Raw genomic sequence first — 24735 nt, forward strand, 5'->3', positions numbered from 1 at the left:
AGAAATGTATTTTGTTTGTTATAAAATATTTTTTTGTTCGTTCCATTTTGTCTCTGGTATTTTTGTTTGATTTTCCGTAAACTAGAGCAGAAAGGAATGAAACGATGGATATCTATTTAAAAAAAGCAATCTTGCATATTATTGATCGAGAAACAGGATCTCCTGTATTTTCACAACAAGAACTGGATCTTACGAAAGATTTTGTCAGGGACTTTCTACAAAAGAAGATCCAAAAAATCTCTTCTGCACAAACTAAAACAGGGCAACTCACTGAAGAAAGCCTATTTTCTCAAAACTTGAAACAGTGTCAAGAAAATTTTGTCGAAGAAAGTGAGCGTTTAGTCCAACGGTGGTTTGACATCTATGCAGAAAGTGAGGAAGTACCTAGTGCAGATGTTTTCGTTGTCTTGTATGAAGTAGATACTGTGATGTATTTAGCTTTATTGAAAGTGAATTATCGTGATGCTTATACTCACTATGTGGAAGCAGATGAAGCCGGTATTGACAACCGTTTGATTTTGAACCGAGCGATCCTTGGCTCAAAATCTCAAAAAGCAGATGAAGCCTTAGCAGTCAATCTGACAGATCTGACGTATGAGTTGATTGAAAAACGCTATGAGTTCTCTGGTAAAAAAGAATGGTACTTTTCGGGAAAAGTGATTGAGAGCGTCCCGGCACCTTCTTTGGAAGACAACGTCAAAGTGATAAAAAAAGTGGCGAAGCAGCTAGGCAAGAAGTTTGAAGCAGAAGAGTTCGATATCATGGCGGACTTAAAAGAAGCTGTGTATGATACGATCGAAGAAAAAGGTAGATTGGATCATGAAATGATCGCGGAGAAAGTATTCAAAGAAAATATCACTGCCAAGTTAGCATTCCAAGAAGAAGTCAAAGAACAAGGCTTTATTCCAGAAGCACCACCAGTGAAAGAAGTACAAGAAATCTCAGAGAAAAAATTCGGAAAGCAAAAATTCCGTTTATCAAATGGCATTGAATTGATTGTACCAGTAGACGTTTATCGTAACCCGGATCTGATTGAATTTGTCAATAATCCTGATGGTACGATCTCTGTCATGATTAAAAATGTGGACGAAGTATTGAATCGTCTATAGTTTCTTTTAGATGAATCAAAGAAACCAAATAAAAGTGAATAGTAAAAAAGCAGTCAATATCCACGAAGATCGTTTTTCAAGTCTTGTGGGTGTTGACTGCTTTTTTTTGTGTTGTTTATCGTAAACTGGTTCATTGATCTAATTGATCTAATTGATCTAACGCTTTGTCCGGCACTTGAGAAGCTGTTACTTCTTCCCAACTGATGACGCCTTTACGTGAATTGACTTTTAGTTTTAAATAAGCATCCATTTTTAAAGGACGTTCTCTCGCTTCACGTAAAGTGACTGCTTTTTCTTCTCCTTGTGCGTTGTAAGCATTTTGGTCGTATACATAAATAGAAACGTCCATGTCATTGTCTGCTGAGTCAACTTCTTTTTCTCCGTTAGTGGTAATTTTTGTATAATAAGTTTCACCGCCATAGAAATAATCATAAGCGATAAAGCTTCCTCCTAGGAAAATTCCCAATACAATCAATAATGCTATCAATTTTTTTATCATTTTTTTCACCTCGGATACTATTATTCAACAAAATCTATTATTCGTCTATCGAAAGTCCAAAATTTATCGTATTTATATATAATAATGGCATATTCGCCGTTTTATGTATAAAATACTTAAGTTTTCTGTGAGAACATTTTTCAAAGTTGAGGTTACGATAATCGAATTTTAGGAGAGCTAGTTGCTTTGCTTAAAAAAACACAAATTATATAATAATGTTATGAAAGGTGGTATTAAAATGGAACTGTATTATTTAGTTGGTTTGTTTGGTATAATTTTTGGACTTTATTTGTTAGCAAAAAGAAACAATAAGATAAAACCATTCTTTTCCAAATTAACTTTAGCATTTTTGGTTGTATACTTGATCTGGCGTCTTTTCTACACGATCCCAAATGATGGCGTGATATCATTAACTTTCGGTCTTATTTTATATGTGGCAGAATTTATTGGTTTATTTGTGTATGGTTTTTTTATTTACTTGTTTTCTAATAAGTTGTCGAAAGACTCCGTGAGAGTTCATTACGATGAGGAGCCATTTCAACCAAGTGTAGCAGCGTTTATATGTACGTATAATGAGGATAATAAATTAGTGATCGCGACTGCTTTGGCTGTCAAAGCGTTACGTTATCCAAATAAGAAAATATATATTTGTGATGATGGTCATCGTGAGGAATTGAAAGAACTTGCAGAAAAATACCATATTGGTTATCTGACAAGAGAAGGTAACGAGAACGCAAAGGCAGGAAATATCAACTATGCACTTTCACAAACAAGTAGCGACTTGATTTTGCTTTTAGATGCTGATTTCATCGTTAAGAAAAATATTATTTACGAGGCTATTGATTATTTTAGAAATCCAAAGGTTGCGTTAATTCAATATCCTCAAACTTTTTATAATAAAGATCCCTTCCAATTATTGAGAAAATCATTTTACAATGAACAGGAATTATTTATGCGTTTTTTAGAACCAGCTCTTTCACGTGAAAATGCGTTGATCCATATCGGGACCAACGCTATCATTCGACGCAGTGCTTTAGAGGAGATAGGTGGCGTCCCAACAAAAAGCATTACTGAAGATATGGCAACAGGGATGTTATTGCAAAATGCTGGTTATGAAACGATTTTCATAAATAAAGCTTATGCTTTGGGAATCACGCCTTATACAGCTCGAGAGCTGTCCTCTCAACGGACACGTTGGGCCCAAGGTACAAAGCAAATATTTGACCATTTTAAACCACGTAAATTTAAAGGGTTATCTCGTATGCAAAAGTTGTGTTACTACAATTCTTATTTGTACTGGTTTACTTCATTTCAAAAAATCATTTTTTTATTAGCACCAACTCTTTTTATGGTCTTTGATATATTTATTGTTCGAAGTAACAACAATCAGTTATTATTGTTCTTTTTACCACCGTTTGTCATGATTTCTCTTTCGTTTCGGTTGTATGTTCCTAAAATCAGGAATCTTACTACTTCGCATATCTATGATTGTTTTGTCGCGCCGATCCATACTAGAGCATTGATCAAAGAGTTCTTTCATTCGGAAAAAAAATTCAAAGTGACAAAAAAGGAACTTGTTGACAGTCAATCATTTGATTGGCGAACAGTTTTTCCTCACATGTTACTATTTGGTTGGATCGCTTTCGCCTCTATCGTTGCATTGTACCGACTTTATCGAGGAGAAGGATATGAAACAGGCTATATTGTGACACTTCTATGGTCAGTGTATAACCTCTATGGATTATTCTATGCGATTTTGATTGGTAAAAATCGAACAATTGAAAGCGACAGTGAAGCATTGAGCATTGTAACAAAGAAAAAACTAAGTTATCTATCCCAATCATTTGAGATGTATCAAATGAGTTATAACGGATTTAGACTTCGTTCCAAAAAATTAGTTACTCCTACTTTTACACCTGGGAAAGCTTATTTATTTATGGATGAGAAAACTGGACTTAGAATCAATTCGATATGTAAAGAAAATCATGGGAGATATGCGACTTTCTCATTTAACAATTTGACACAAGCTTCTGCAGAAGAACTTGCAAGTTACTACAGTGATCAGTTGAATGCAGCAAAACAATTAGAATTCGATATGGAAACCGATACTTTACAAAGTTGAGAGTATGACCATTACTAATAGAAAACGAACGCTGTCAATAATAACAATAGCGTTATGACAGAGGTCGGCACAGAAGTATATAGGCTCGAGAAATAAGACGGCAGCTACGTAAATTGTTCTTCAAATTTTTGTGGCTGCCGTCTTATTTCCGAAGAATTTACTTCTGTCCCCGCTGTATATTCCCTTTTAGAATATGCGTGAAGACTAATGTCCTACTCACTTTTTATTGAAATAGTGTATCGAAACACTTTAATTGACTTTGACCAATTTTGACGTATAATAGGGTTTGTTCATAACTTACAAAAAGTAAGTGTAGATGATTTTTTTGAGTTTATACTGAAAAAAATGTTATGGACGATGAGCTGAAATCATTCAGTGCATAAGACTATTTAGGAGGTTTGTTAATTATGGCAAAAGAACATTTTGATAGAAGTAAACCACACGTAAACATCGGAACCATTGGGCACGTTGACCATGGGAAGACCACATTGACTGCTGCAATCACGACAGTATTAGGGAAAAAAGGCTTAGCAAATCCTCAAGATTATGCAAGCATTGATGCAGCTCCTGAAGAACGTGAACGTGGGATCACCATCAACACAGCACACGTAGAATATGAAACAGATAAACGTCACTATGCACATATCGATGCACCAGGACATGCGGATTATGTGAAGAACATGATCACAGGTGCCGCTCAAATGGATGGTGCGATCTTAGTAGTTTCTGCGACAGACGGACCAATGCCTCAAACTCGCGAGCATATCCTTTTATCACGTCAAGTCGGTGTAAAATATTTGATTGTATTTTTGAATAAAGTTGATTTAGTCGATGATGAAGAATTGATCGACCTTGTAGAAATGGAAGTTCGCGAATTATTGAGTGAATATGGTTTCCCAGGTGATGATACACCTGTTATCAAAGGCTCTGCCTTGAAAGCATTACAAGGTGATCCTGAAGCAGAAGCTGCGATCAATGAATTGATGGAAACAGTGGATGAATATATCCCAACACCAGAGCGTGATACGGATAAACCATTGCTTTTACCAGTGGAAGATGTTTTTTCGATCACTGGTCGCGGAACGGTAGCATCTGGTCGGATCGACCGTGGAGCTGTTCGTGTCGGTGATGAAATCGAGATCATCGGAATCAAACCTGAAACGAAAAAAGCGGTTGTGACAGGGGTAGAGATGTTCCGTAAAACGTTAGATTATGGTGAAGCTGGAGATAACGTAGGAATCTTGTTACGTGGTATCCAAAGAGAAGATATTGAACGTGGCCAAGTAATTGCGAAACCTGGTTCAATCACACCACATACAAAATTCAAAGCGGAAGTCTATGTATTGACGAAAGAAGAAGGCGGACGTCATACACCGTTCTTCAATAACTACCGCCCACAATTTTATTTCCGCACAACAGATGTAACAGGTACGATCGTGTTGCCAGAAGGAACAGAAATGGTCATGCCTGGAGACAATGTAACAATCGAGGTAGAGTTGATCCATCCAGTGGCAATCGAACAAGGAACGACTTTCTCCATTCGTGAAGGTGGTCGGACTGTCGGTTCAGGAATGGTAACAGAAATCGAAGCGTAAGTATTTTTATAAAAAAATATAAAACCTGTGGACAAGATATTTACTCGAATATCTTGTCCAATGGTTGTAATAGAAGTGTTAAGTACCGACAAATAAGCGAGCAAACTCGAAAATTTCTCTGAATTTTTGGGTTTCTCGCTTTTTTTGAGGGCGAAATCTTCGAACAACATTTTATGCGAATTTAGTAGGTACAAGACGACTAGTATCCTTGTTGCTTGTTTCCATCGCTTTTTCTTGTTTTTGCCATGCCTATAGATTTGTTATAATAGATTTATCTGTGTTTCTAAAAACTATGACAAAAAGTTAAGGGAGACATTTAATGATTTTAGAAAATAAATTAGGCTTGACTAGTCAAGTTGAGTTGGCAAAAGCTGAAGAAAAAATCAGTAAGCAAAAAGCAAAAAAATTATATGATTCTGGAAGGATAAATGAATTAGAAAGTGGAACGTTCAAAGGGGTGAGCGAAATCCATGACTATTTATTTTCTGAAATCTTTGATTTTGCTGGGGAAATTCGCTCAGTAAATATTGCAAAGGGAAATTTTCGGTTTGCGCCGGTCATGTATTTGGAGTATTCTCTCAAACATATTGACCAAATGCCACAGGCTACTTTTGAAGGAATCATCAAAAAATATGTAGAGATGAACATCGCTCATCCTTTTCGTGAAGGGAACGGTAGGAGTACTAGAATTTGGTTAGATATCATTTTGAAATCGGAGATACAGAAAGTGGTTGACTGGAATCTAATTGACAAGTCGGATTATTTATCTGCAATGGAACGTAGTCCGATCAATGACTTAGAAATCAGCTATTTGATTTCTAACGCGTTGACAGATAAGATTTCCGATCGTGAACTTTATATGAAAGGGATCGATGTGAGTTATTTTTATGAAGGTTACTCTGAATATACGATCGATGATCTATAACAGAAGGAAAAAATGTTTTATGAATAAACAAAGTACGCCTGATTTTGACTAAAACAGCAAAATCAGGCGTTTTTTTTATTTACGGAACCATTTTTTTAAGCCATTCAAAGGTTTTGTTTTTTGATCAACGGGGGCATTATCGATAATCAATAATGTAATCATCACATAAGCGATCCAACTATCCCTTGAATAAAGTGTATAGCGAGATCTCCAGTTGGTGGCATATTTATCTTTGTATTCTCTTAACCCTTGGAATGAATAAAAATGTGACCCAAATTCATAAACCAAGTACGCAATCCGTTCTTGGATAAAACTTTTTCTTGAGGTCCCCACATTAGACAAGGGTGCCATCCCTAAATTGAACCATTGGATATTTTCCTCCTTCATATATTCAAAAAGATGGATGAATAAATAGTCCATGCTACCGGAAGGGGCAGTATCTGGATCATAGCGCATCAAATCAATCGTTCCGATCTTATCATTCGTATAAGTCGGCATGATCGAAGCAAAAGCGACCAACTGATCTTGTTCGTTTTTGACGACTGCAATCGGTGCTCGCTGTAAATAGTCTTCTGAGAAGAAACCTAATGAGAAGCCTTTTTCTTTGCGACTGCCTAGCCAACGATCAGAAATGGTTTTAAGCTCAGCCATTTGTTGGGAAGAAAATGGTGGTTGAAGTACCTCAAACGTGAATCCTTCTCGTTCGATGCGATTCAGTATCGCACGTGTGCCTTTCATTTTTTTCCCAGAAGTCGTGAAGTCGGCTAACGAAACATGGCCTTCTTCGCCCATTTTGATAAAATCATAGCCAAATTCATGAAGGATCATAACCAGTTCTTCGCTCGTTTCATAAAAGACTGGCAAGTAGCATAAGCGATCTGTTTCTGCGATAAAGGCTTCGATCGCTTCTGGAAAATCTTCTTTTTTGCCTGAGGGATCGCCCATCACCACACACTTATTGTTATAACTAGCAAATTGTAACAAGACGGTTGCTTCCCCGTCTTTTTCATAGGTAAACATCCGTTTATCTTTCAAAAAAATCAGTTGACTATCTGAATTACCGCCGTAAGTTTCTAAAATCGTGGTGGCGACCGCTTCATCTAACTCTTGTCCAACTTGTGCTTTTTTACCTTGGAGATAGTGGACAAATAAAATCATGATAAAGGCTACTGCTAAAATTGCTAGAAAACCAGACAACCAAATTTTTTCTGATGGAAATAGAAAAAATGAAATAAACCGATGATTACGATGTGGGAAAGTGGGCATATTATAAACACCGATCACGATATATAAAACGGTCAACGCCCCTATGATCAACCCATCGATCGTCAACCATTCCCACGAGTAGATCAATTGATCTCTGAACAATTCATTACGTGAAGCGATCACGATACCTAATAGCAATAGTAAGAAAATAATGCCAGTAGTGCTTAGATCATTCAGCCCAACATAAATTAATGAAACAAGGATCAAAAAAATGGTTGGCCAGTAGACACGCTTGACTCTGGCTGCGATGCCTCGTCCCATAATAACAAACAAGAAGCCTAACAATATGCTTGGAAATTGCATAATAAAATGCATCTTTATAGGATTGATATGATGCAACCAACGAAACTCAGTAAATGCTTGCGGGATCGTTGCTGAAAGAACCAACATGATGCCAGAAAAATACATTAAGATCACCAGGATCTTCCGGGCAATCTGGGTCGCTAATTGCTTTGGAATACCAGAGTATCGTTGGTCGATCGATACACCGACATTTTTAAAGAAGAAAACTAATCCAATGAAAAATGGAATAAAGTAATAGAAGATCCGATAAAGCAAGATCCAGATCACAACGGTTTCTTTAGGGATACCTAGAGCTGATAAACCAAAGATCATCATCACATCAAAACTACCGATTTCTCCTGGGATCATTGAGATGATCCCGATAACTGAAGCAGCGATAAATAGAGGGATTGTTTGCCATAGATCGATGGGGATCTCCATCAAATAGCCGACTGCAAGAAAGGTTCCTAAGACACCCGTCCATTCCAATAAGGAAACGAGTAACAATTGCCCTTGGGTTTTAATTGAAAGACCACCAACATAGCCTTCTTTTTTGATCGTGGTAAAAATAAAAACGATGGGGAAATACAAACCACCGGCAATCAACCAAATCCAATACTGTTTAAGAAACGGAGCGACAGGAGTAAAGAAGACCATAAAAAACGAGACTAAACTATACAGAGATAAACCCGCCATCAAAAATAAAAATACTTTAGATAAAGCTTGCATGACTTGTTTGCTATCTTTTCTTTGACCGTAGAGTTCGGATCGTAAACCGATACTGACAAAGCCACCAAATCCAGCAATGTTATTAATAGTATTGATCATCCAACTTGTTTCAAATAAATATAATGGCTTTTGCTTTTGATTTAGTAACTTGTTGAAAATCAAATCATATCCAATCATGGGTAGAATAGAAATCAACCCAATCAAAAACATGACACCAATTTTCCAGAGTGGGATCGTGGAAAATGTTTGAGCTAGTTGATCCGCAGATAACAAAGTACTGATTGTCATCAATTCACGAATAATAATCACTAATACAGAAATCAAAAAAATCGTTTTGATAAGTCTCAAGTGGCTTTTGAACCACTGAATGATTGGCTTGAACAAAAAATCACCTACTATTTTCAAATTTATTTTGTCAAGAAGTCTAAAACTTCTTGATTGAAGCGTTCTGGGTTTTGGCGAGCTAATTGGTGTCCTTGTCCTGTGACGAGAACAAATGAAGCATTAGGGATCGTTTTCGCTAAATAAAGCGAATGTTTCAGTTTGATGACATCTTTTTTACCGACGATGATCAGTGTTGGGCAATTGATTTTTTCTAAATGTTCTGTCGTGAGGCCAATATCATGAAGCAATAAATCGATGACCAATAAATGCTGACGTAAATGTGGCTGGAACAGTGCGCGCAACCAAACAAAGAAATAGTGAAAAGCACTGAGTAGTCGTGAGGACCAGAGAACCCCATTCAACCGTGTATTACCCGAATTTAAAATCAAGCGATTGACCCTATCTGGATAATTGCTTGAAAAAACTAAGGCAAGATTGGCTCCATCACTAAATCCCAAGATATTCGCTTGTGAGATTTGTTCCAGCAGCATGACTGTCAATAAATCATCTGCCATCAAACGAAAATTCAATGTTCCTGCTTGATTTGTCGATTGTCCATGCCCGCGACTATCGATGAGATAAATCGTAAAGTATTGTTCTAAAACGGGCACTTGTTCTGAAAAGAAATCACCGCTCCCGTCATTTCCATGAAGTAGCAAGAGGGGAAATCCATGTCCACTTTTTTCATAATAGATGTCAGTACCATCTGCCATTTTTGCAAATTTCTTTTCTCTTTTCACATTTATCACCTACTATTTTGAATTATAACGCTCTTTATCTATTTTAGAAATCGAAACTCTATAAAACGAACGATCATTTTCGTAAGATGAAAGGGAAAATGAAACATTCATTTTTTATTAAATTAAATAAGAAAAAACAGAGAAAAAATAGCCAAGAATGAAAAGAAATAGTAAGATAAAAAAAGATGTCAAATAGCTAGGTGGGTTTGGATGAAGAAAAAAAGAAAATCAATCTTCCGTATGATCGTAGGTCTATTTGTCTTCACGATTCTGGCAACGATTCTTTTTCTATTCGGTAGAACATATCAATCGATCAAGCGTGTAGAAAATTATCAGCCAGAGATTTCGTCAGCATTAGAAAAGTATCAAATGCAAGAACATGAGAATCTAGTGAAGGCAATCATACTTACTGAATCAAGAGGAAATGGTGTCGATTTGATGCAAAGTTCGGAAAGTGCCTATGGACAGATGGGGGCGATCACGACACAAGAAGGAAGTATTGACCAAGGAGTCAAATACCTCTCAGAGATGATAGCTGAGGCGAAAGCATTAGGTTGCGATCTGGCGACAGCGATCCAAGCGTACAATTTTGGCAAAGACTATATTGCTTACGTAAACGAAAGAGGCGGGAAGAACACGGTCCGTTTAGCCGAAGAGTATTCTAGGGATGTGTTGAGTCCGCTTTTAGGCAATGACAACAAAAAAACCTATCGCTATTGGCGAATCCAGTCATTATTGTATAATGGTGGGTATTTATACCATAATGGTGGTAATATGTTTTATGCAGATGTAGTGAAGATGAACCAACAGTTTCTTGAATGGTATGAAAATATTTTTTAAGCCTGTTGGATCGAACCAACTGCAAATCAAAGCAAGACGAATAATGAATACAATGAATGGAAAGAAGGAGTGCTTGGACGAGTGGAAGAAAATCAAAAAGTAATGGAGAAAAGAGAGAATACAACAAAAGATTGGGGATTAAGATTTTTCAAAGGAATGTTTATCGGCTCAGGATTTATCTTGCCGGGAGTGAGCGGAGGAGCTTTAGCAGCAGTATTTGGAATGTATGAGCGGCTGATTTCTTTCTTAGCACATATCACTAGAAACTTTAAAGAAAACGTCTTATTCTTTTTACCAGTCGGCTTAGGTGGTGTCACTGGCGTATTCTTGCTGTCTTTTTTAGTCAGTTTTTTACTAGGGGCCTATGAAACAACGATTTTATGGTTCTTTGTGGGATGTATTGCTGGAACGGTGCCCGCTTTATGGAAAGAGTCAGGAAAAAAAGGCCGAAACAATACAGATCTCATTATTATGGTTGTGACATTTATTTTAGGTTATCTTTTCTTGTTATATGGTGCCCGTTTATTTGATGGGCAAGTAGAACAAAATGTCTATACCTGGATGATGGCAGGCGGTTTGATTGGTCTCGGAATGATCGTTCCTGGATTAAGTCCGTCGAATTTTTTAGTTTACATGGGACTGTATAAAGCGATGGCTGATGGATTTAAAGAAGTGCGTTTAGAAGTGATCATTCCTATTGCAATCGGCGGAATCGTGTGTGTACTAGGTCTTTCCAAAGTAATGGATTTTATTTTCTCAAAAGCTTATAGCAAATTATTCCATTTTATTCTAGGCATTGTTTTTGCATCCACGATCATGATCATTCCTACAAATTATAGTGGACTTGGCATTTTAGGTATCTTGGCATGTCCAGTGTTATTCATTGCTGGTGCTGCACTAGGCTGGTGGATGAGCCGTTTAGAAGAGCAGTATAAGTAGAAGAAGCACAAGAAGAAAAGTCACGTGATCGTTGTATTCAATCAGCCACGTTCTTGATAGATGGTTCGAAGAAACGATTCTCTTCTGTGATTTTTCTAGGTGAAGTATATGGTGAGATAGAAAAATAGAAAACAGATCCGCTGTTTTTTGATTTTTCTATCTTTTTTTAAAATAAAAAAAACGAGTTGTTTTTAATCGTAGAAACAGCTAGACTAATTGAAGTGATTATTTTTGAAAGTTGGCGTGATATGGAAATGAAAGAATTAAAGGGACTTACAGAAAATGAAGTGAGACAAAGACGTGCCTCTGGTCAACAGAATGATTACCAAGAGGATGCTACAAAAAGTACGAAACAAATTTTTAGCGATAATATTTTAACATTATTCAATTTTTTGAACTTAGGAATAGGACTCTGCTTATTACTAGTTGGTGCTTATTCAAATATGGCTTACTTAGCAATTATTTTTGTAAATATCACCATGGGGATCTATCAGGAAATCCATGCGCGTAATCTTGTGCGCCGATTATCAATCGTCTCCCAGGCGGAAGTAACCGTCATTCGTGATGGGAAAGAACAGATGATCGCAACGAAAGAACTAGTTTTAGGCGATCTTGTCAAAATCGGTGCGGGTGAACAGATTCCTTCAGACTTGCAAGTGATCAGTGGTCGGGCAGAGGCAAATGAAGCTTTACTGACCGGTGAATCTGATTTGATCGTCAAAGAGTCAGGAGCAGAATTGCTTTCTGGTAGTTACCTGACTAGTGGCTCTGTCTTTGCTACAGTTGTCCGTGTTGGGGCAGATAATTATGCTGTCCGCTTGACCAACGAAGCAAAAACACACAAGGAAATTCATTCGGAACTTGTGGAATCGATCCGCAAAGTATCTAAGTTTACAAGTTTTGTGATCATTCCTTTAGGGATCATCTTATTCTTGGAAGCTTTGTTCATTCGAAATGCGTCGATCCAACTATCAGTCGTTGCTTCTGCGGCGGCCTTACTGGGAATGTTACCAAAAGGATTAGTGTTATTGATCAGTATTGCTTTGACGACTGGTGTAACTAAACTAGCGAAGAAACGAATCTTAGTCCAAGATATGTATTCTATCGAAACATTGGCACATGTAGATACATTATGTCTTGATAAAACAGGGACGATCACCGAAGGAAAAATGAGCATCCAACGAGTCGAACCCTTAAATAAAGCCTATGAAAAAATGATTCCAACCATTATGGGGACATATTTAGCTGAAAGTAGCGATAACAATGTCACGATGCGTGCGTTGAGAGAGTATTTCGAGATTTCTAATCGTTACGATGTCGGAGAAAAATTAGCCTTTTCATCTGACCGCAAATGGGGCGCAATGGAATTTCCTGAACTAGGTGTAGTCTATGTCGGGGCTCCGGAACGGTTAGTGGCAGACGATCAGTTGCCGGAAAGTTTAGTGGAAGCCCAAGCCAACGGATTTCGTGTATTGATGTTAGGACTTGCTCCCAATCAAACGTTGTCTTCAGGCGATCCTCAAGGGGTTGAACCGATTGCTTTGTTTGAAATCGATGATCCTATCCGTAAAAACGCGCAAGAAACCTTAGCTTATCTGCACGAAGAAGGGATAGACTTGAAAGTGATTTCTGGAGACAATCCTTTTACGGTGTCAAATATTGCGCGACGTGCTGGTTTGCCCAACTATCAATCGTATGTTGATCTATCTGATTTGACAGAAGAAGCAGAAGTCAGAAAAGCGGCGCATCAATATACAGTTTTTGGGCGAGTGAGTCCGCAACAAAAGAAACTCTTAGTCAACGAATTGAAAGCAAGTGGACGAACAGTTGCAATGACTGGAGATGGCGTAAACGATGTATTGGCTTTACGTGAAGCCGATTGTAGTATTGCGATGGCAGAAGGAGACGGAGCGACACGACAAATTGCTAATCTTGTCTTGTTAGATTCTGATTTTACGACATTGCCCGAGGTATTGTTTGAGGGACGCCGAGTCGTGAATAACGTAACGAAAGTTTCAGGTATTTTCTTTATTAAAACAATCTATTCATTTATCTTATCGATTTTATGTGCAGTGACGGCTATCGGATTCCCATTTATCCCGATCCAGATCACGTTGATCGATCTTGCTATCGAAGGGTATCCCTCTTTCTTCTTATCATTTGAGAATGATAAACGAAAAGTCGATTATCGCTATCTGCCTACTGCGCTAGTCAATGCATTACCTAATGCATTGCTTGTTGCTTTCAATACTGTGGCGATCTACCTGATCGGTCACAACCAAGGTTGGACATCTGGTGAAACAACGACATTGATGTATTATTTATTGATTGGGATCAGCTGTCTGGCAGTGATCAAAGCCTGCTTGCCATTCAATCCATTACGGATTTTCTTAGCAGTTACCACAGTGGTCGGTATTTATGTTGCTGCGATGCTTTTCCATCATATATTAGAAGTCAATCTTGGGTTAGGAAATACTTGGCCATATTTTGTTGGCTTTATGGTTTTGAATGTAGTATTACGTTTAGGATATTGGAAATTAGGCATACAAAACAAATTATTGAATAAAGTAAATGCAAATAAAACTCCTCATACTCAAGTGGAAGAAAATGTCATATAATCCAGTATCTATCACTTGAAAAAGTATAGGAATATGGTACAATGAAACATGTATAATTGTGTCCTTTAAAATCGCACTGATTTTCGTTAGTGCGATTTTTTACCGGTTATTCTCCTGAAATGTCTTGTCGATGAGTATGAGATATCAACTAATGCAGGGGGTGAGAATATGGCTCAAAGGATCCCTCAAGAGACCATTGAGACGATTCGTAATCAAACGAATATCGTTGAGGTGATTGGGCAATACGTCCAGTTGAAAAAATCTGGGAAGAATTATTTAGGTCTCTGCCCTTTCCATGAAGAACGTACTCCTTCATTTTCGGTTGCGGAAGATAAGCAGATTTTCCATTGCTTTGGTTGTGGAAAAGGTGGGAATGTCTTTACGTTTCTTCAAGAATTGGAAGGTCTGTCTTTTCCAGAAGCAGTGGTCAAGGTCGCTGATTTAGAACAGATCCAACTCGAAGATCAGTGGCGACAACAAACGCTGACTACTCAAACCGGAGATTCAGCTACTGGTAAATTGATCGCGGCTCATGAAAAAGCAGTAGAAGTTTATCATCACATGTTGTTGCACACAAAAGTAGGTGAGCCAGCGTTAAATTATTTACTCGAACGTGGTCTGACCACCGAGTTGATCGAAGAATTCAAGATCGGTTTTGCGCCAAATGAACGCTCATTTTTACAACAAGTGTTCCAAAATGAAGACTATTCTGAGGAAGTATTCAAGCAGTCCGGCTTGTTTGTGACACATGATGATGGACGGATGTCGGATCGTTTTTATCAACGGATCATGTTTCCTCTTCGTAATGGTCAAGGTCGGACGATCGGGTTTTCTGGTCGTTACTTGGCTGGTGAACACGATACAAAAGATCAACCAAAATATTTGAACAGTCCTGAAACGGATCTATTCAACAAAAGACAAGTCTTATTCAACTTAGACAAAGCACGTAGTGAGATCCGCAAGTCGGGTGAAATCTTACTATTCGAAGGATTTATGGATGTTATCGCTGCATGGCAAGCGGGTGTCAAGACTGGTTTAGCCTCCATGGGAACAAGTCTGACGACTCAACAGATCCAGCAGATGGAAAAACTGACAAAAGAATTAGTGTTTTGTTATGATGGTGACCGTGCGGGTGTAGAAGCTACGAACCGAGGCATCGAACTACTGCGTCAAAATAGTCGAATGCAATTATCTGTCGTAGCGATCCCAGAAAAACTCGATCCAGATGAGTACTTGAGAAAGTATGGGGAAGAGGCTTTTCAAGAATTAGTTTTACACGGACGAGAAACCATTTTTGCTTTTAAATCGCGTTATTTGAAGCAAGAAAAAAATCTGGAAAATGAAAAAGATAAAATTGAATATCTTGAAGCGGTACTAAGTGAATTGAGTAAAGTTGTTTCGCCAATCGAACAAGACATGTATCTAACGCAGTTATCAGCAGAATTTCAGCTTAGTCGAGAAACGATGCAAAAACAAATACGTGATCTGCGCCGAAAGAATCAACCAACCAAGCAAGAACAAGCTCAACCAACGACAGAGCAGGTGTCCGTAAAATCTGGAACGATCAGACAAAAACGCCCACTATCTCAGGTTGAAAAAGCAGAACAAATGCTATTGTATCGAGCGTTCAAAGAACTTGCGGTGCGTAATCTACTCAAGGAACAAGGCGTTCAATTTATTCATGATACTTATGCAGAAATCTATTTTTTATTTGATGCGTTTGTATCTCAAAATGGAGAATTCAAACTTGCGGAGTTTTTAGACTTCTTGCAAGATGAAAATTTAAGGCGGATAGTGGTCGAGATCGAATATATGCGAATGGCTGAAGAAAGTACGCCACGTGAGATCCAAGACTTACTGAGAGTGATCAGTAAATCGGGCTTAGCTGAAGAAATCATAACAAAAAAACAGATGCAGCAAGAAGCACGACGTACCGGGAACAAACAGTTAGAATTGGAATTGACGATTGAGATCATCAATTTAACGAAACAGTTAAAACAAGCCGAATAGCTACTTAAAGGGGGCCTTCTTTTATGGCAAATGGAACAGATGTTAAAAAATATGAAGCAGCAGTGGCAGCGTTCATTAAAGAAAATAAACCAAAAGGGCAAGTGATTTATGATGATCTATCAAATAAACTTGCGACACCATTCACTTTAAATGCAGATGAAATGGATAAGTTGATCCAAAAAGTAGAGGACGCAGGTATCAGCGTCGTTGACGAAAATGGTGAACCATCAATCCATAGTCTGAAAAGTGCTGAGAAAAAAGCAGAACAAGCGAAAACAGAAGATCTTTCTGCACCGACAGGCGTCAAAATCAATGATCCTGTTCGGATGTACCTCAAAGAAATTGGCCGCGTCTCCCTTTTAACTGCAGAAGAAGAAGTAGCATTAGCATTGAAGATCGAAGAAGGTGACCAGGAAGCGAAACAACGCTTAGCTGAAGCTAACCTTCGTTTAGTTGTAAGTATTGCCAAAAGATATGTGGGTCGTGGGATGCAATTTTTAGATTTGATCCAAGAAGGAAATATGGGATTGATGAAAGCTGTTGAAAAATTTGACTACCGTAAAGGGTTCAAATTTTCTACCTACGCAACTTGGTGGATCCGTCAAGCGATCACACGTGCGATTGCTGACCAAGCCCGCACGATTCGTATTCCAGTGCATATGGTGGAAACCATCAATAAATTGATCCGTATCCAACGTCAATTACTACAAGACTTAGGAAGGGAACCAACGCCTGAAGAAATCGGTGCTGAAATGGATCTTCCTACAGAAAAAGTACGCGAAATCTTAAAAATCGCTCAAGAACCTGTCTCATTAGAAACACCAATCGGTGAAGAAGATGATTCACATTTAGGTGATTTTATCGAGGACCAAGAAGCAACTAGTCCTGCGGAACATGCAGCGTATGAATTATTGAAAGAACAATTAGAAGATGTCTTAGATACTTTGACAGATCGTGAAGAAAACGTCTTACGTTTGCGTTTTGGCTTAGATGATGGCCGTACACGTACGTTGGAAGAAGTAGGTAAAGTCTTCGGCGTGACTCGTGAACGTATTCGACAAATCGAAGCAAAAGCATTAAGAAAACTTCGCCACCCATCACGCTCAAAACAATTGAAAGATTTCTTGGAATAATCAAGAAATAATTTTTTAAACAAAAAAACAGATCATTTTTCTTGAATGATAGAAAACCCTCAAAGTAGGAGATCACTCCAGCTATTGAGGGTTTGTTTTTTATCAAACAATTCGACTAACTTTCAACAAAGGTCCGTTTAAACAAAGTAGCTCATTACGGTCGTTATTTATTTTTTACTGAAAGACTTATTTGTTTTTTTATAAAATCCTTAGGATATCCTATTGGCGTGTGGATTAGATTATGGTAGATTTAATGGTAGCGAAAACCTAGTAAAGGAGCCGATCGCTAAGTGATAAAAAAATGTCCAAAATGTGGATCAGAAAAAATCAAAGATCAATCAAAATGTCCAGAATGTGACTTTGAACCACAACAAGATGAACTGACAAAATTACCCCAAACAGATGGAAATCAATCGTTAGACGAAACAGCTGAGGAAGTTTATCCAGACAGTATCGTGAATGATCCAATCGAGTGGTCAGAACTAAAAGATCTACCGTTGGAGTCTGTCATGGAGTTGTTTGACTCAAGTGACACGAGCACTGAGTCAAAGGATGATCAAGTAGATAAAAAAGAAAATACCAATCTTGGCAAAGAAAAAACAGAGACAGATCACTCTGCTACATCTGAGCAAAGAGAAAAAGCGCAGCAGAAAAAACGAGTAGCTGAATTAAAAGAAGCAGTAAACAATGAAGAAGAAAATTCCATTCTAGCTGCTTACATCAAGGCGCATCGTGAAGATACGACTGAAGAACACGCAAAAGAGCTGCTTCGAATGATCGAAACGGCGGCAGCAACGGGTGAGGATTCAGTCGACATTCGCTTGTCGGAAAATACAACGGAGCAAGTTTCTCCTGAAAAATCACAAGAGGATGCAATAAAAGAGCCAACAGTGGAAGAACCAACAGAAGAAACAATCATTGAAGATACTGTGGTCGAAGATTCTTCAACAAGTACAGAAGAACAAGTAGACGTAACTACAAATACAGAAGAAACCGCCCCAGTTTCAACGGAAGAACCTATAGAGCCGACTGAATCGATCGAAGAGGAGAGTTCTAAGGTTGAGAGTACGAAAGCTGCTTCAACAGATGCACCGCAACCAAAAGAAGCTCCTGAAACAACTGAACTGGTGGAAACACAGCCGGAACAGACAAAGGTTAAGGAACAAGAAACAAGCAATGCGTCCATCAAAAAAGAAGAATTGCCAAATGATCGAGGATCAAAGAAATCCAAAAAAAGATTATACCTGACGAGTGCGGCAGTGCTTTTACTTGGTGCAGGTGGTTGGATGTATTATGATCATCAGCAAAAAGTCCAAGCAGAAATCGCAGCTGAAACCCAACGTAAACAAGATAAAATGGCTGATTTACAATCAGATTTAGCTGCGTTTTATTTAGATGATGATGAACAGTTCATTCATACAAGTATGATCAATCAAGACTTGTCAAAATTAAGGGCATCATTGAATGAGGTCAAAGATGAAAAAGGTTATGCAGATCTGGAAAAAACCTTTGAAGATATCCAATCAAAGATCAAACAGATCCAAACGGTCAATGAATGGTTTGTTACACCAGTTATCGCAGATGATCAACTGATCGCAGAACCCAAATTGAAAGCTGACCAAGCAATCCAAAGTTTTGAAACAGAAGATACAGCATTTGGTCAATTGATCGACAAAGCGACAGATGAAGCAACCAAACAGTATCAACAACTTCAAACAGCAAAAGAAAAAACTGCTGTGATCTATGCAGATGGTCAAGTAAAAGATTCAGCGACAAAAGAGCAGTACGACACAGCAAAAGCAGAAGTGGCGAAAGTAAAAAATACAGAATTAGTCAAAGCACTTGTGACCGAATTGGACAAAGTCGATGAAGCTTTGACGAAAAAAGAAGAAGCGAAGAAAGCCGAAGAAGCAAAGAAAGCTGAAGAAGCGAAGAAAGCCGAAGAAGCGAAACAAGCGCAGGCGCAGGCTGAAGCACAAGCTGAGGCACAAGCACAAGCTGAGGCAGCTGCTCAACAAACTGAGTCGACACAAACAACGCCAGCGACTAACTCCGCAAACCGTCCAATCATGGAAACAAGAGCCAGTGATGTCGCAGATGCTTCAAATCCTGCTTGGAATTGGGCACCAGGAGTTAAAGAAAGTGTGATCGCAACAAGTATTGCACGAGGATACATCGTAGAGGGCGGCTATCGATTAGAGAAAGCTCGCATCGAAAACGGTGAAGGATACTACAACCTCTATGCGACATCTACTAAATCATCTTTGATGAACGGTATCGGTGAAAGTGCGCTACCATTTTATATTGTCACAATCAATTGTAAAACTGGTTGGTTTGGTGGGAACGGTAGTAACTAGATCAGTGGTAGTTAGCTAGAGTATAGTTCTATCAGCCTGATTTGCTATTCCTACAAAGCAAAACAACAATGGTACAGAAGCAATTTTTCTTTCTATCATAGCGTCAAAAATAGGCCTTAGAATCCAAAAATATGAGGATATTTTCGGGTTTTATGGCCTATTTCAGTCGAACACTGACGGCTCAAGCTTTTATGGAGAATCTCTATCTATAAACATGGCGTTATGTTATGATAGCAAAGAAATGTTGGAATACAAAGGCCTTTTAGAAAAGGAGAAAAAGATGAACGAATTATTAGCAAATGTCTTTACCGCAATGGTGATAGACGAAAATGAAAAAAATTATTTTGTCCAAAAAAATGGACAAACTTTCCGTTTGAGCAAAGAGGAGGGAGAGCATACGATCGGCGAAGCAGTCGAAGGGTTTGGTTATCAGAATCAAAAACAAGAAAATCGTTTTACAACGGTGATCCCGAAGAGTCGCATTGGTCATTATGCTTTTGGAACAGTCACTTCTTCAAGAAAAGATCTAGGTGTCTTTGTTGATATTGGTTTACCGGATAAAGATTTTGTTGTTTCACTGGATGAGCTACCTACAATGACTGAGTTGTGGCCTAAAAAAGGGGATCAGTTGATGATCGCTTTGCGCGTCGACGCGAAAGATCGCATTTGGGGAAGTCTAGCAGAAGAAAGAATCTTCAAATCACTAAGTAAGCATGGTTCAGAAGAATTGAAAAACAAAAACATTTCAGGAATCGCTTATCGTTTGAAGCTGACTGGCACGTATCTGCTGACGGATGATTTTTATATTGGGTTCATCCATCCTTCAGAACGTTACCGCGAACCACGTTTAGGTGAAAAATTAGAAGGACGCGTAGTTGGGGCTAGACCTGATGGTGTGTTGAATATCTCTTTGAAACCACGTGCACACGAAGCGATTTCTGATGATGCACAAATGATCTTAACGATTTTAGAACGTTCAGCAGATCAACAAATCGCATTCACTGACAAATCAGATCCAGATGAGATCATGCGTGCCTTTGGGATCAGTAAAGCGGCATTTAAGCGAGCAATTGGTAATTTATTGAAACAAGGATTGATCAAACAAGAGGATGGCGTGACGAAACTAGCGAAAAAATCTAATTGAGAATGACTTGCATGTTTTTCTCGTCTAGCTTATAATAATTTTAATCTAGAACGGTTGATTAGATATCTTAATTATAATCATTATAAATTGTTGGGGTTGAGAAAATGGTCATGAATACAATGTCAGTAATGAAAAAAACAAAACAACAGCTACATGAATCTGGGTTTAAACTGACCCCACAACGAGAAGCAACCTTGCTCGTCCTCTTAGAGAACGAAAAAGAACACTTGTCAGCAGAAGAAGTTTTCTTTCTAGTCAAAAAGAAAAACTCAGAGATCGGTTTGGCCACCGTTTATCGGACGTTGGAGATTCTAACGGATCTAAAAGTCATCGACAAAGTTAGCTTCAATGATGGTGTGGCTCGGTATGATCTGCGAAAAGAAGGAGCCAAACATTTTCATCATCATCTCCTGTGCTTAGATTGTGGAACGATCGAGGAAGTCGAAGAAGATCTGCTAAGTGAAGTTGAACAAGTGATCGAACAGCGTTACCACTTTTTTGTCAAAGATCATCGTTTGACCTTTCATGGTATCTGCCAAGAATGCTATAATAAGAAAAAAGAAAGAAAGACCGTCTGAATTGATAGACGGCTTTTTCTTTGAAGTGTCTACTGAAAAATAGACTACCGAAACCAAAGGCTATCTGATATGATAAAGAAGCATGAGGTGAGAAGGATGGAAGAAGAAATCAATGAATATCTTCGCTATTTAAGTATCGAGCGTGGATTATCGTTCAATACTCGAAAAAGTTATGAACGAGACTTGAATCAATACTTGCACTATCTAAAAGAACACGAGATAACCTCTTGGCAAACAATTGATCGATTTGTCGTCATCCAATATTTAGAAACGTTGCATGCGGAAAATAAGGCTTCTGCAACGATTACACGTATGATTACAAGTTTAAGAAAATTCCATCAATTTTTGCGACAAGAACGGTATACAGAACAAGATCCAATGCAACACATCGAGACACCGAAGAAAGCCCAAAAGTTGCCAAGTACATTGTCTTTAAAGGAAGTAGAACGGCTGATCGAAACACCTGATACATCGAAAAGTTTAGGGATCAGAGATCGCGCTATTTTAGAAGTCATGTATGCAACAGGGATGCGTGTGAGTGAGTTAGTCGGGCTGAAGTTAGGCGATTTGCACTTGTCTTTAGGGCTGGTTCAAACCTTAGGTAAAGGAGATAAAGAACGAATCATTCCTTTAGGCGATTATGCGATCCAATGGTTAGAACGTTATTTGGATGAGGTTCGTCCTTTACTAGTCAAAAATCCATCTGAAACCCACGTTTTTTTGAATCATCATGGTTCAGGTCTCTCTAGACAAGGAATATGGAAAAATTTAAAACAACTTGTTCGAGAAGCAGGGATCTACAAAGACGTGACCCCTCATACATTGAGGCATAGTTTTGCGACACATTTACTAGAGAATGGGGCGGATTTACGTACCGTTCAAGAACTATTAGGTCATGCAGATATTTCAACGACACAGATCTATACACATATCACGAAAAAAAGAATGACAGATGTCTACAAGCAGCATTTCCCAAGGGCTTAGTTTATAGGATGGTGAGAAAATGTTAACACATTATCGAAAAGAAAACCGAAAAATCGCAATGGGACTATTGAGCTTTCATAAAAAGTTAAATGCAGAATCAAGTTTACTAAAAGAGATCGATACCTATGAATCTGCTGAGGATTATGAACTTTTTTTCTATACGCCAGAAGATTCTACAAATATCCAAGGAATCATTGGTGTGCATTGGAATGATAAAGATCAGATGACGATTCACGATATTTCGTTGAATCCTTCCTACCGGGGGGAGAATATCGGGTTTCAAATGTTGAATGAATTGCAAGCAAAATACCCCGATGTGTTGATCCATCCAACAGATATCACAGAAGCTTATTTAAGTAGATGGATCAATGAAAATAAGGAAGAGTGAATGATGTGTCAGAAATCAATATCAAATTAGATGTCTTTGAAGGTCCATTAGATTTACTCCTTCATCTGATCCAAGATATGTCGATCGATATTTACGATATCCCGATCGCCACTATCACGGAACAATACATGAACTATATCCATACGATGAAGACGCTTGAGTTAGCTGTGGCAGGAGAGTACCTTGTCATGGCAGCAACACTGATGGCAATCAAAAGTAAGACATTATTGCCTATCCAAGAAGTAAGCAATGACGAAGAAGAATTTTGGGAAGAAGATCCTCGTGACGAATTAGTCAATCAGCTGTTAGAATACCGCAAATTCAAGTATGCAGCAGAGAAGCTTACTGAAAAGGCAGAAGAACGTAGTTTGTATTTCACAAAAGAACCTTCTGCAATCGATGAGTTATTGGGGCAAGAAAAACCATTGAAGCGTGGACAAGTGAAAAAAATCGATTTATTTCAAGCCATGCAGAAAATTTTAGAACGAAAGAAATTTGCTCAAAAAGAAGAAAAAACGATCGCACCTGATGATGCGACAATCGAAGAACGAATGACATTTATCCAACAGCGCATCGTCTCTCAAAAAAATGGCTGTTTGTTCGAATCTTTTTTTGAAACGCCTTCTAGAAACGAAGTCGTCACAACATTTTTGGCGATCCTCGAATTGATGAAAAATGGACAGATCGTGGCTCAGCAAGAAAAAAATTATGAATCAATCATGCTTTATCCAGCAGTAGGAGATACACAACATGACGAAATTAAGTGAACTTGAAGCAATCTTATTTATAGTAGGAGAAGAAGGAACGACAATCGAAGAATTGAGTGACTTACTGACCTATACACGAGAAGAAACGACTGCTTTAGTGGCAGAGTTGGCAGCTAGTTATGAAGCAAATGACAACACAGCATTACATCTTTTTGAAACAGAAAAACAACTCGTGCTGACTACCAAAAAGGAGTTAGCGCCGATCGTCAAAAGATACGCGCAAGGGACATCGAATACCTTGTCACAAGCGGCAGTCGAAACACTAGCAATCATTGCATATAAACAACCGATCACTAGAAGTGAGGTCGAGTTGATTCGTGGTGTTCAAGTTTCTGGCGCGATTCAACGCTTGACTGCACACCAACTGATCGAAGAGAAAGGGCGAGTCGATGGACCAGGTCGCCCGATCCTTTACGGGACCACAAGTCATTTTTTAGATTATTTTGGTCTGAGATCGCTAAATGAGTTACCCGATATTCAAGATATCGAACGTTCACTGGAAGAAGACGCACCCCTTGATTTATTTTTTGATGGCGTGCATGAAGGAGAAAACAGATAATGGAAAGATTACAAAAAGTAATTGCTCATGCAGGGATTACCTCTCGTCGTAAAGCCGAGGAATATATTTTGGCTGGTCGAGTAAAAGTAAATGGTCAAATCGTCAAGGAACTAGGTGTGAAAGTTGGCAAACATGACACAGTAGAAGTCGACCAAGTGCCGATCTATCAAGAAGAGTATGGGTACTATTTACTGTATAAACCAAAAGGTGTCATTTCTGCTGTAGCAGATGACAAAGGCCGTAAAGTAGTGACAGATCTATTACCAATGGTCAAAGAGCGGATCTACCCAGTTGGACGTCTAGATTATGATACTTCTGGCATACTTTTATTGACGAATGATGGTGATTTTGCGCAACGATTGACGCATCCAAAGCATGAAGTTGATAAAGTATATGTTGCCAAAGTCAAAGGGATCGCCACTAAGTCAGCGCTGAACCCATTGACAAAAGGAATCAAAATTGAAGGAAAGAAAACGTCACCTGCAAAGTATGCCATTTTATCTGTTGATCCTCATACGAATCATAGTATCGTAGAATTAACGATCCATGAAGGCCGTAACCACCAAGTAAAAAACATGCTACAAGCCGTCGGGTTACCTGTGCAAAAATTAAAACGAGAAAAATATGGCGAATTGACCTTGCAAGGTTTACGTCCTGGTGAGTATCGTGAGCTGAATAAAAAAGAAATCAGTCAGTTATTGAATCAATCAAAATAAATAGCTTACTTTTTGTAAGGCTAAATACCTTGCTTTTTTGTTATGAAATAA

The 24735-nt window shown here is 38.4% G+C and carries 20 protein-coding genes; 17 read left to right on the plus strand and 3 right to left on the minus strand.

The window, feature by feature from the left end; genetic code table 11:
- Nucleotides 1-104: 104 nt before the first annotated feature.
- Nucleotides 105-1109, plus strand: a complete 1005-nt coding sequence (locus tag IGJ39_RS05180; protein ID WP_195339314.1) for a nucleoid-associated protein — start codon at nt 105-107, stop codon at nt 1107-1109.
- 130 nt (nt 1110-1239) lie between these two features.
- Here IGJ39_RS05180 and IGJ39_RS05185 read toward each other — a convergent pair whose 3' ends face one another.
- Nucleotides 1240-1605 (minus strand): YxeA family protein, encoded by a 366-nt coding sequence (locus IGJ39_RS05185; RefSeq protein ID WP_195339330.1) that lies wholly within the window; start codon nt 1603-1605, stop codon nt 1240-1242.
- Between the two features lie 241 nt (nt 1606-1846).
- On the opposite strand from IGJ39_RS05185, the gene IGJ39_RS05190 reads away from it, so the two are divergent.
- From IGJ39_RS05190 to fic, 3 genes are all read left to right on the plus strand, one after another.
- Nucleotides 1847-3730 (plus strand): glycosyltransferase family 2 protein, encoded by a 1884-nt coding sequence (locus tag IGJ39_RS05190; protein WP_195339315.1) that lies wholly within the window; start codon nt 1847-1849, stop codon nt 3728-3730.
- Between the two features lie 407 nt (nt 3731-4137).
- Nucleotides 4138-5325: an elongation factor Tu gene (gene tuf / locus IGJ39_RS05195; RefSeq protein ID WP_104872005.1), complete on the plus strand. Its 1188-nt coding sequence runs from the start codon at nt 4138-4140 to the stop codon at nt 5323-5325.
- Nucleotides 5326-5644: 319 nt separating this feature from the next.
- A complete protein-coding gene (gene fic, locus IGJ39_RS05200) occupies nt 5645-6250 on the plus strand; it encodes a protein adenylyltransferase Fic (RefSeq protein ID WP_195339316.1) in 606 nt (201 codons plus the stop codon).
- A 75-nt stretch (nt 6251-6325) separates the two neighbouring features.
- Here fic and mprF read toward each other — a convergent pair whose 3' ends face one another.
- Together mprF and IGJ39_RS05210 are read right to left on the minus strand one after the other, a co-directional pair.
- On the minus strand, nt 6326-8911 hold the full coding sequence (mprF, locus tag IGJ39_RS05205; protein ID WP_438764265.1) for a bifunctional lysylphosphatidylglycerol flippase/synthetase MprF: 2586 nt from the start codon (nt 8909-8911) through the stop codon (nt 6326-6328).
- 23 nt (nt 8912-8934) lie between these two features.
- Nucleotides 8935-9651, minus strand: coding sequence for an alpha/beta fold hydrolase (locus IGJ39_RS05210; protein ID WP_010735792.1), 717 nt, complete (start codon nt 9649-9651; stop codon nt 8935-8937).
- 210 nt (nt 9652-9861) lie between these two features.
- On the opposite strand from IGJ39_RS05210, the gene IGJ39_RS05215 reads away from it, so the two are divergent.
- From IGJ39_RS05215 to IGJ39_RS05275, 13 genes are all read left to right on the plus strand, one after another.
- Entirely contained in the window at nt 9862-10491 is a 630-nt protein-coding gene (locus tag IGJ39_RS05215) for a lysozyme family protein (protein WP_066025624.1), read from the plus strand.
- 102 nt (nt 10492-10593) lie between these two features.
- The gene (locus IGJ39_RS05220) at nt 10594-11430 is read left to right on the plus strand and encodes a DUF368 domain-containing protein (protein WP_066025637.1); all 837 of its coding nucleotides are present in this window, start codon (nt 10594-10596) and stop codon (nt 11428-11430) included.
- 248 nt (nt 11431-11678) lie between these two features.
- Entirely contained in the window at nt 11679-14048 is a 2370-nt protein-coding gene (locus tag IGJ39_RS05225; RefSeq protein WP_195339331.1) for a cation-translocating P-type ATPase, read from the plus strand.
- A 168-nt stretch (nt 14049-14216) separates the two neighbouring features.
- The gene (dnaG, locus tag IGJ39_RS05230) at nt 14217-16058 is read left to right on the plus strand and encodes a DNA primase (protein WP_019723580.1); all 1842 of its coding nucleotides are present in this window, start codon (nt 14217-14219) and stop codon (nt 16056-16058) included.
- A 23-nt stretch (nt 16059-16081) separates the two neighbouring features.
- On the plus strand, nt 16082-17191 hold the full coding sequence (gene rpoD / locus IGJ39_RS05235; RefSeq protein ID WP_010735787.1) for an RNA polymerase sigma factor RpoD: 1110 nt from the start codon (nt 16082-16084) through the stop codon (nt 17189-17191).
- Nucleotides 17192-17481: 290 nt separating this feature from the next.
- Nucleotides 17482-19548 carry a cell division site-positioning protein MapZ family protein gene (locus tag IGJ39_RS05240; protein WP_438764267.1) on the plus strand — a complete coding sequence of 689 codons (2067 nt, stop codon included), beginning with the start codon at nt 17482-17484 and terminating at the stop codon, nt 19546-19548.
- A gap of 280 nt (nt 19549-19828) precedes the next feature.
- Entirely contained in the window at nt 19829-20692 is an 864-nt protein-coding gene (locus IGJ39_RS05245) for a CvfB family protein (RefSeq protein WP_438764269.1), read from the plus strand.
- A 104-nt stretch (nt 20693-20796) separates the two neighbouring features.
- Entirely contained in the window at nt 20797-21270 is a 474-nt protein-coding gene (gene fur, locus IGJ39_RS05250) for a ferric iron uptake transcriptional regulator (protein WP_195339319.1), read from the plus strand.
- Nucleotides 21271-21366: 96 nt separating this feature from the next.
- Nucleotides 21367-22254, plus strand: coding sequence for a site-specific tyrosine recombinase XerD (xerD, locus tag IGJ39_RS05255; RefSeq protein WP_104775707.1), 888 nt, complete (start codon nt 21367-21369; stop codon nt 22252-22254).
- Between the two features lie 19 nt (nt 22255-22273).
- Nucleotides 22274-22642, plus strand: coding sequence for a GNAT family N-acetyltransferase (locus IGJ39_RS05260; RefSeq protein WP_019723231.1), 369 nt, complete (start codon nt 22274-22276; stop codon nt 22640-22642).
- A complete protein-coding gene (locus IGJ39_RS05265; protein WP_029594036.1) occupies nt 22639-23409 on the plus strand; it encodes a segregation/condensation protein A in 771 nt (256 codons plus the stop codon). Before IGJ39_RS05260 ends, IGJ39_RS05265 begins: the two co-directional genes overlap by 4 nt.
- Entirely contained in the window at nt 23393-23968 is a 576-nt protein-coding gene (gene scpB, locus IGJ39_RS05270) for an SMC-Scp complex subunit ScpB (protein WP_195339320.1), read from the plus strand. The genes IGJ39_RS05265 and scpB overlap by 17 nt, the downstream gene beginning before the upstream one ends.
- Entirely contained in the window at nt 23968-24684 is a 717-nt protein-coding gene (locus IGJ39_RS05275; protein ID WP_195339321.1) for a pseudouridine synthase, read from the plus strand. The genes scpB and IGJ39_RS05275 overlap by 1 nt, the downstream gene beginning before the upstream one ends.
- Nucleotides 24685-24735: the final 51 nt, after the last annotated feature.

Origin of the sequence: Enterococcus sp. AZ140, assembly GCF_051714405.1 — a bacterium.
Taxonomy (GTDB): domain Bacteria; phylum Bacillota; class Bacilli; order Lactobacillales; family Enterococcaceae; genus Enterococcus_B; species Enterococcus_B pernyi.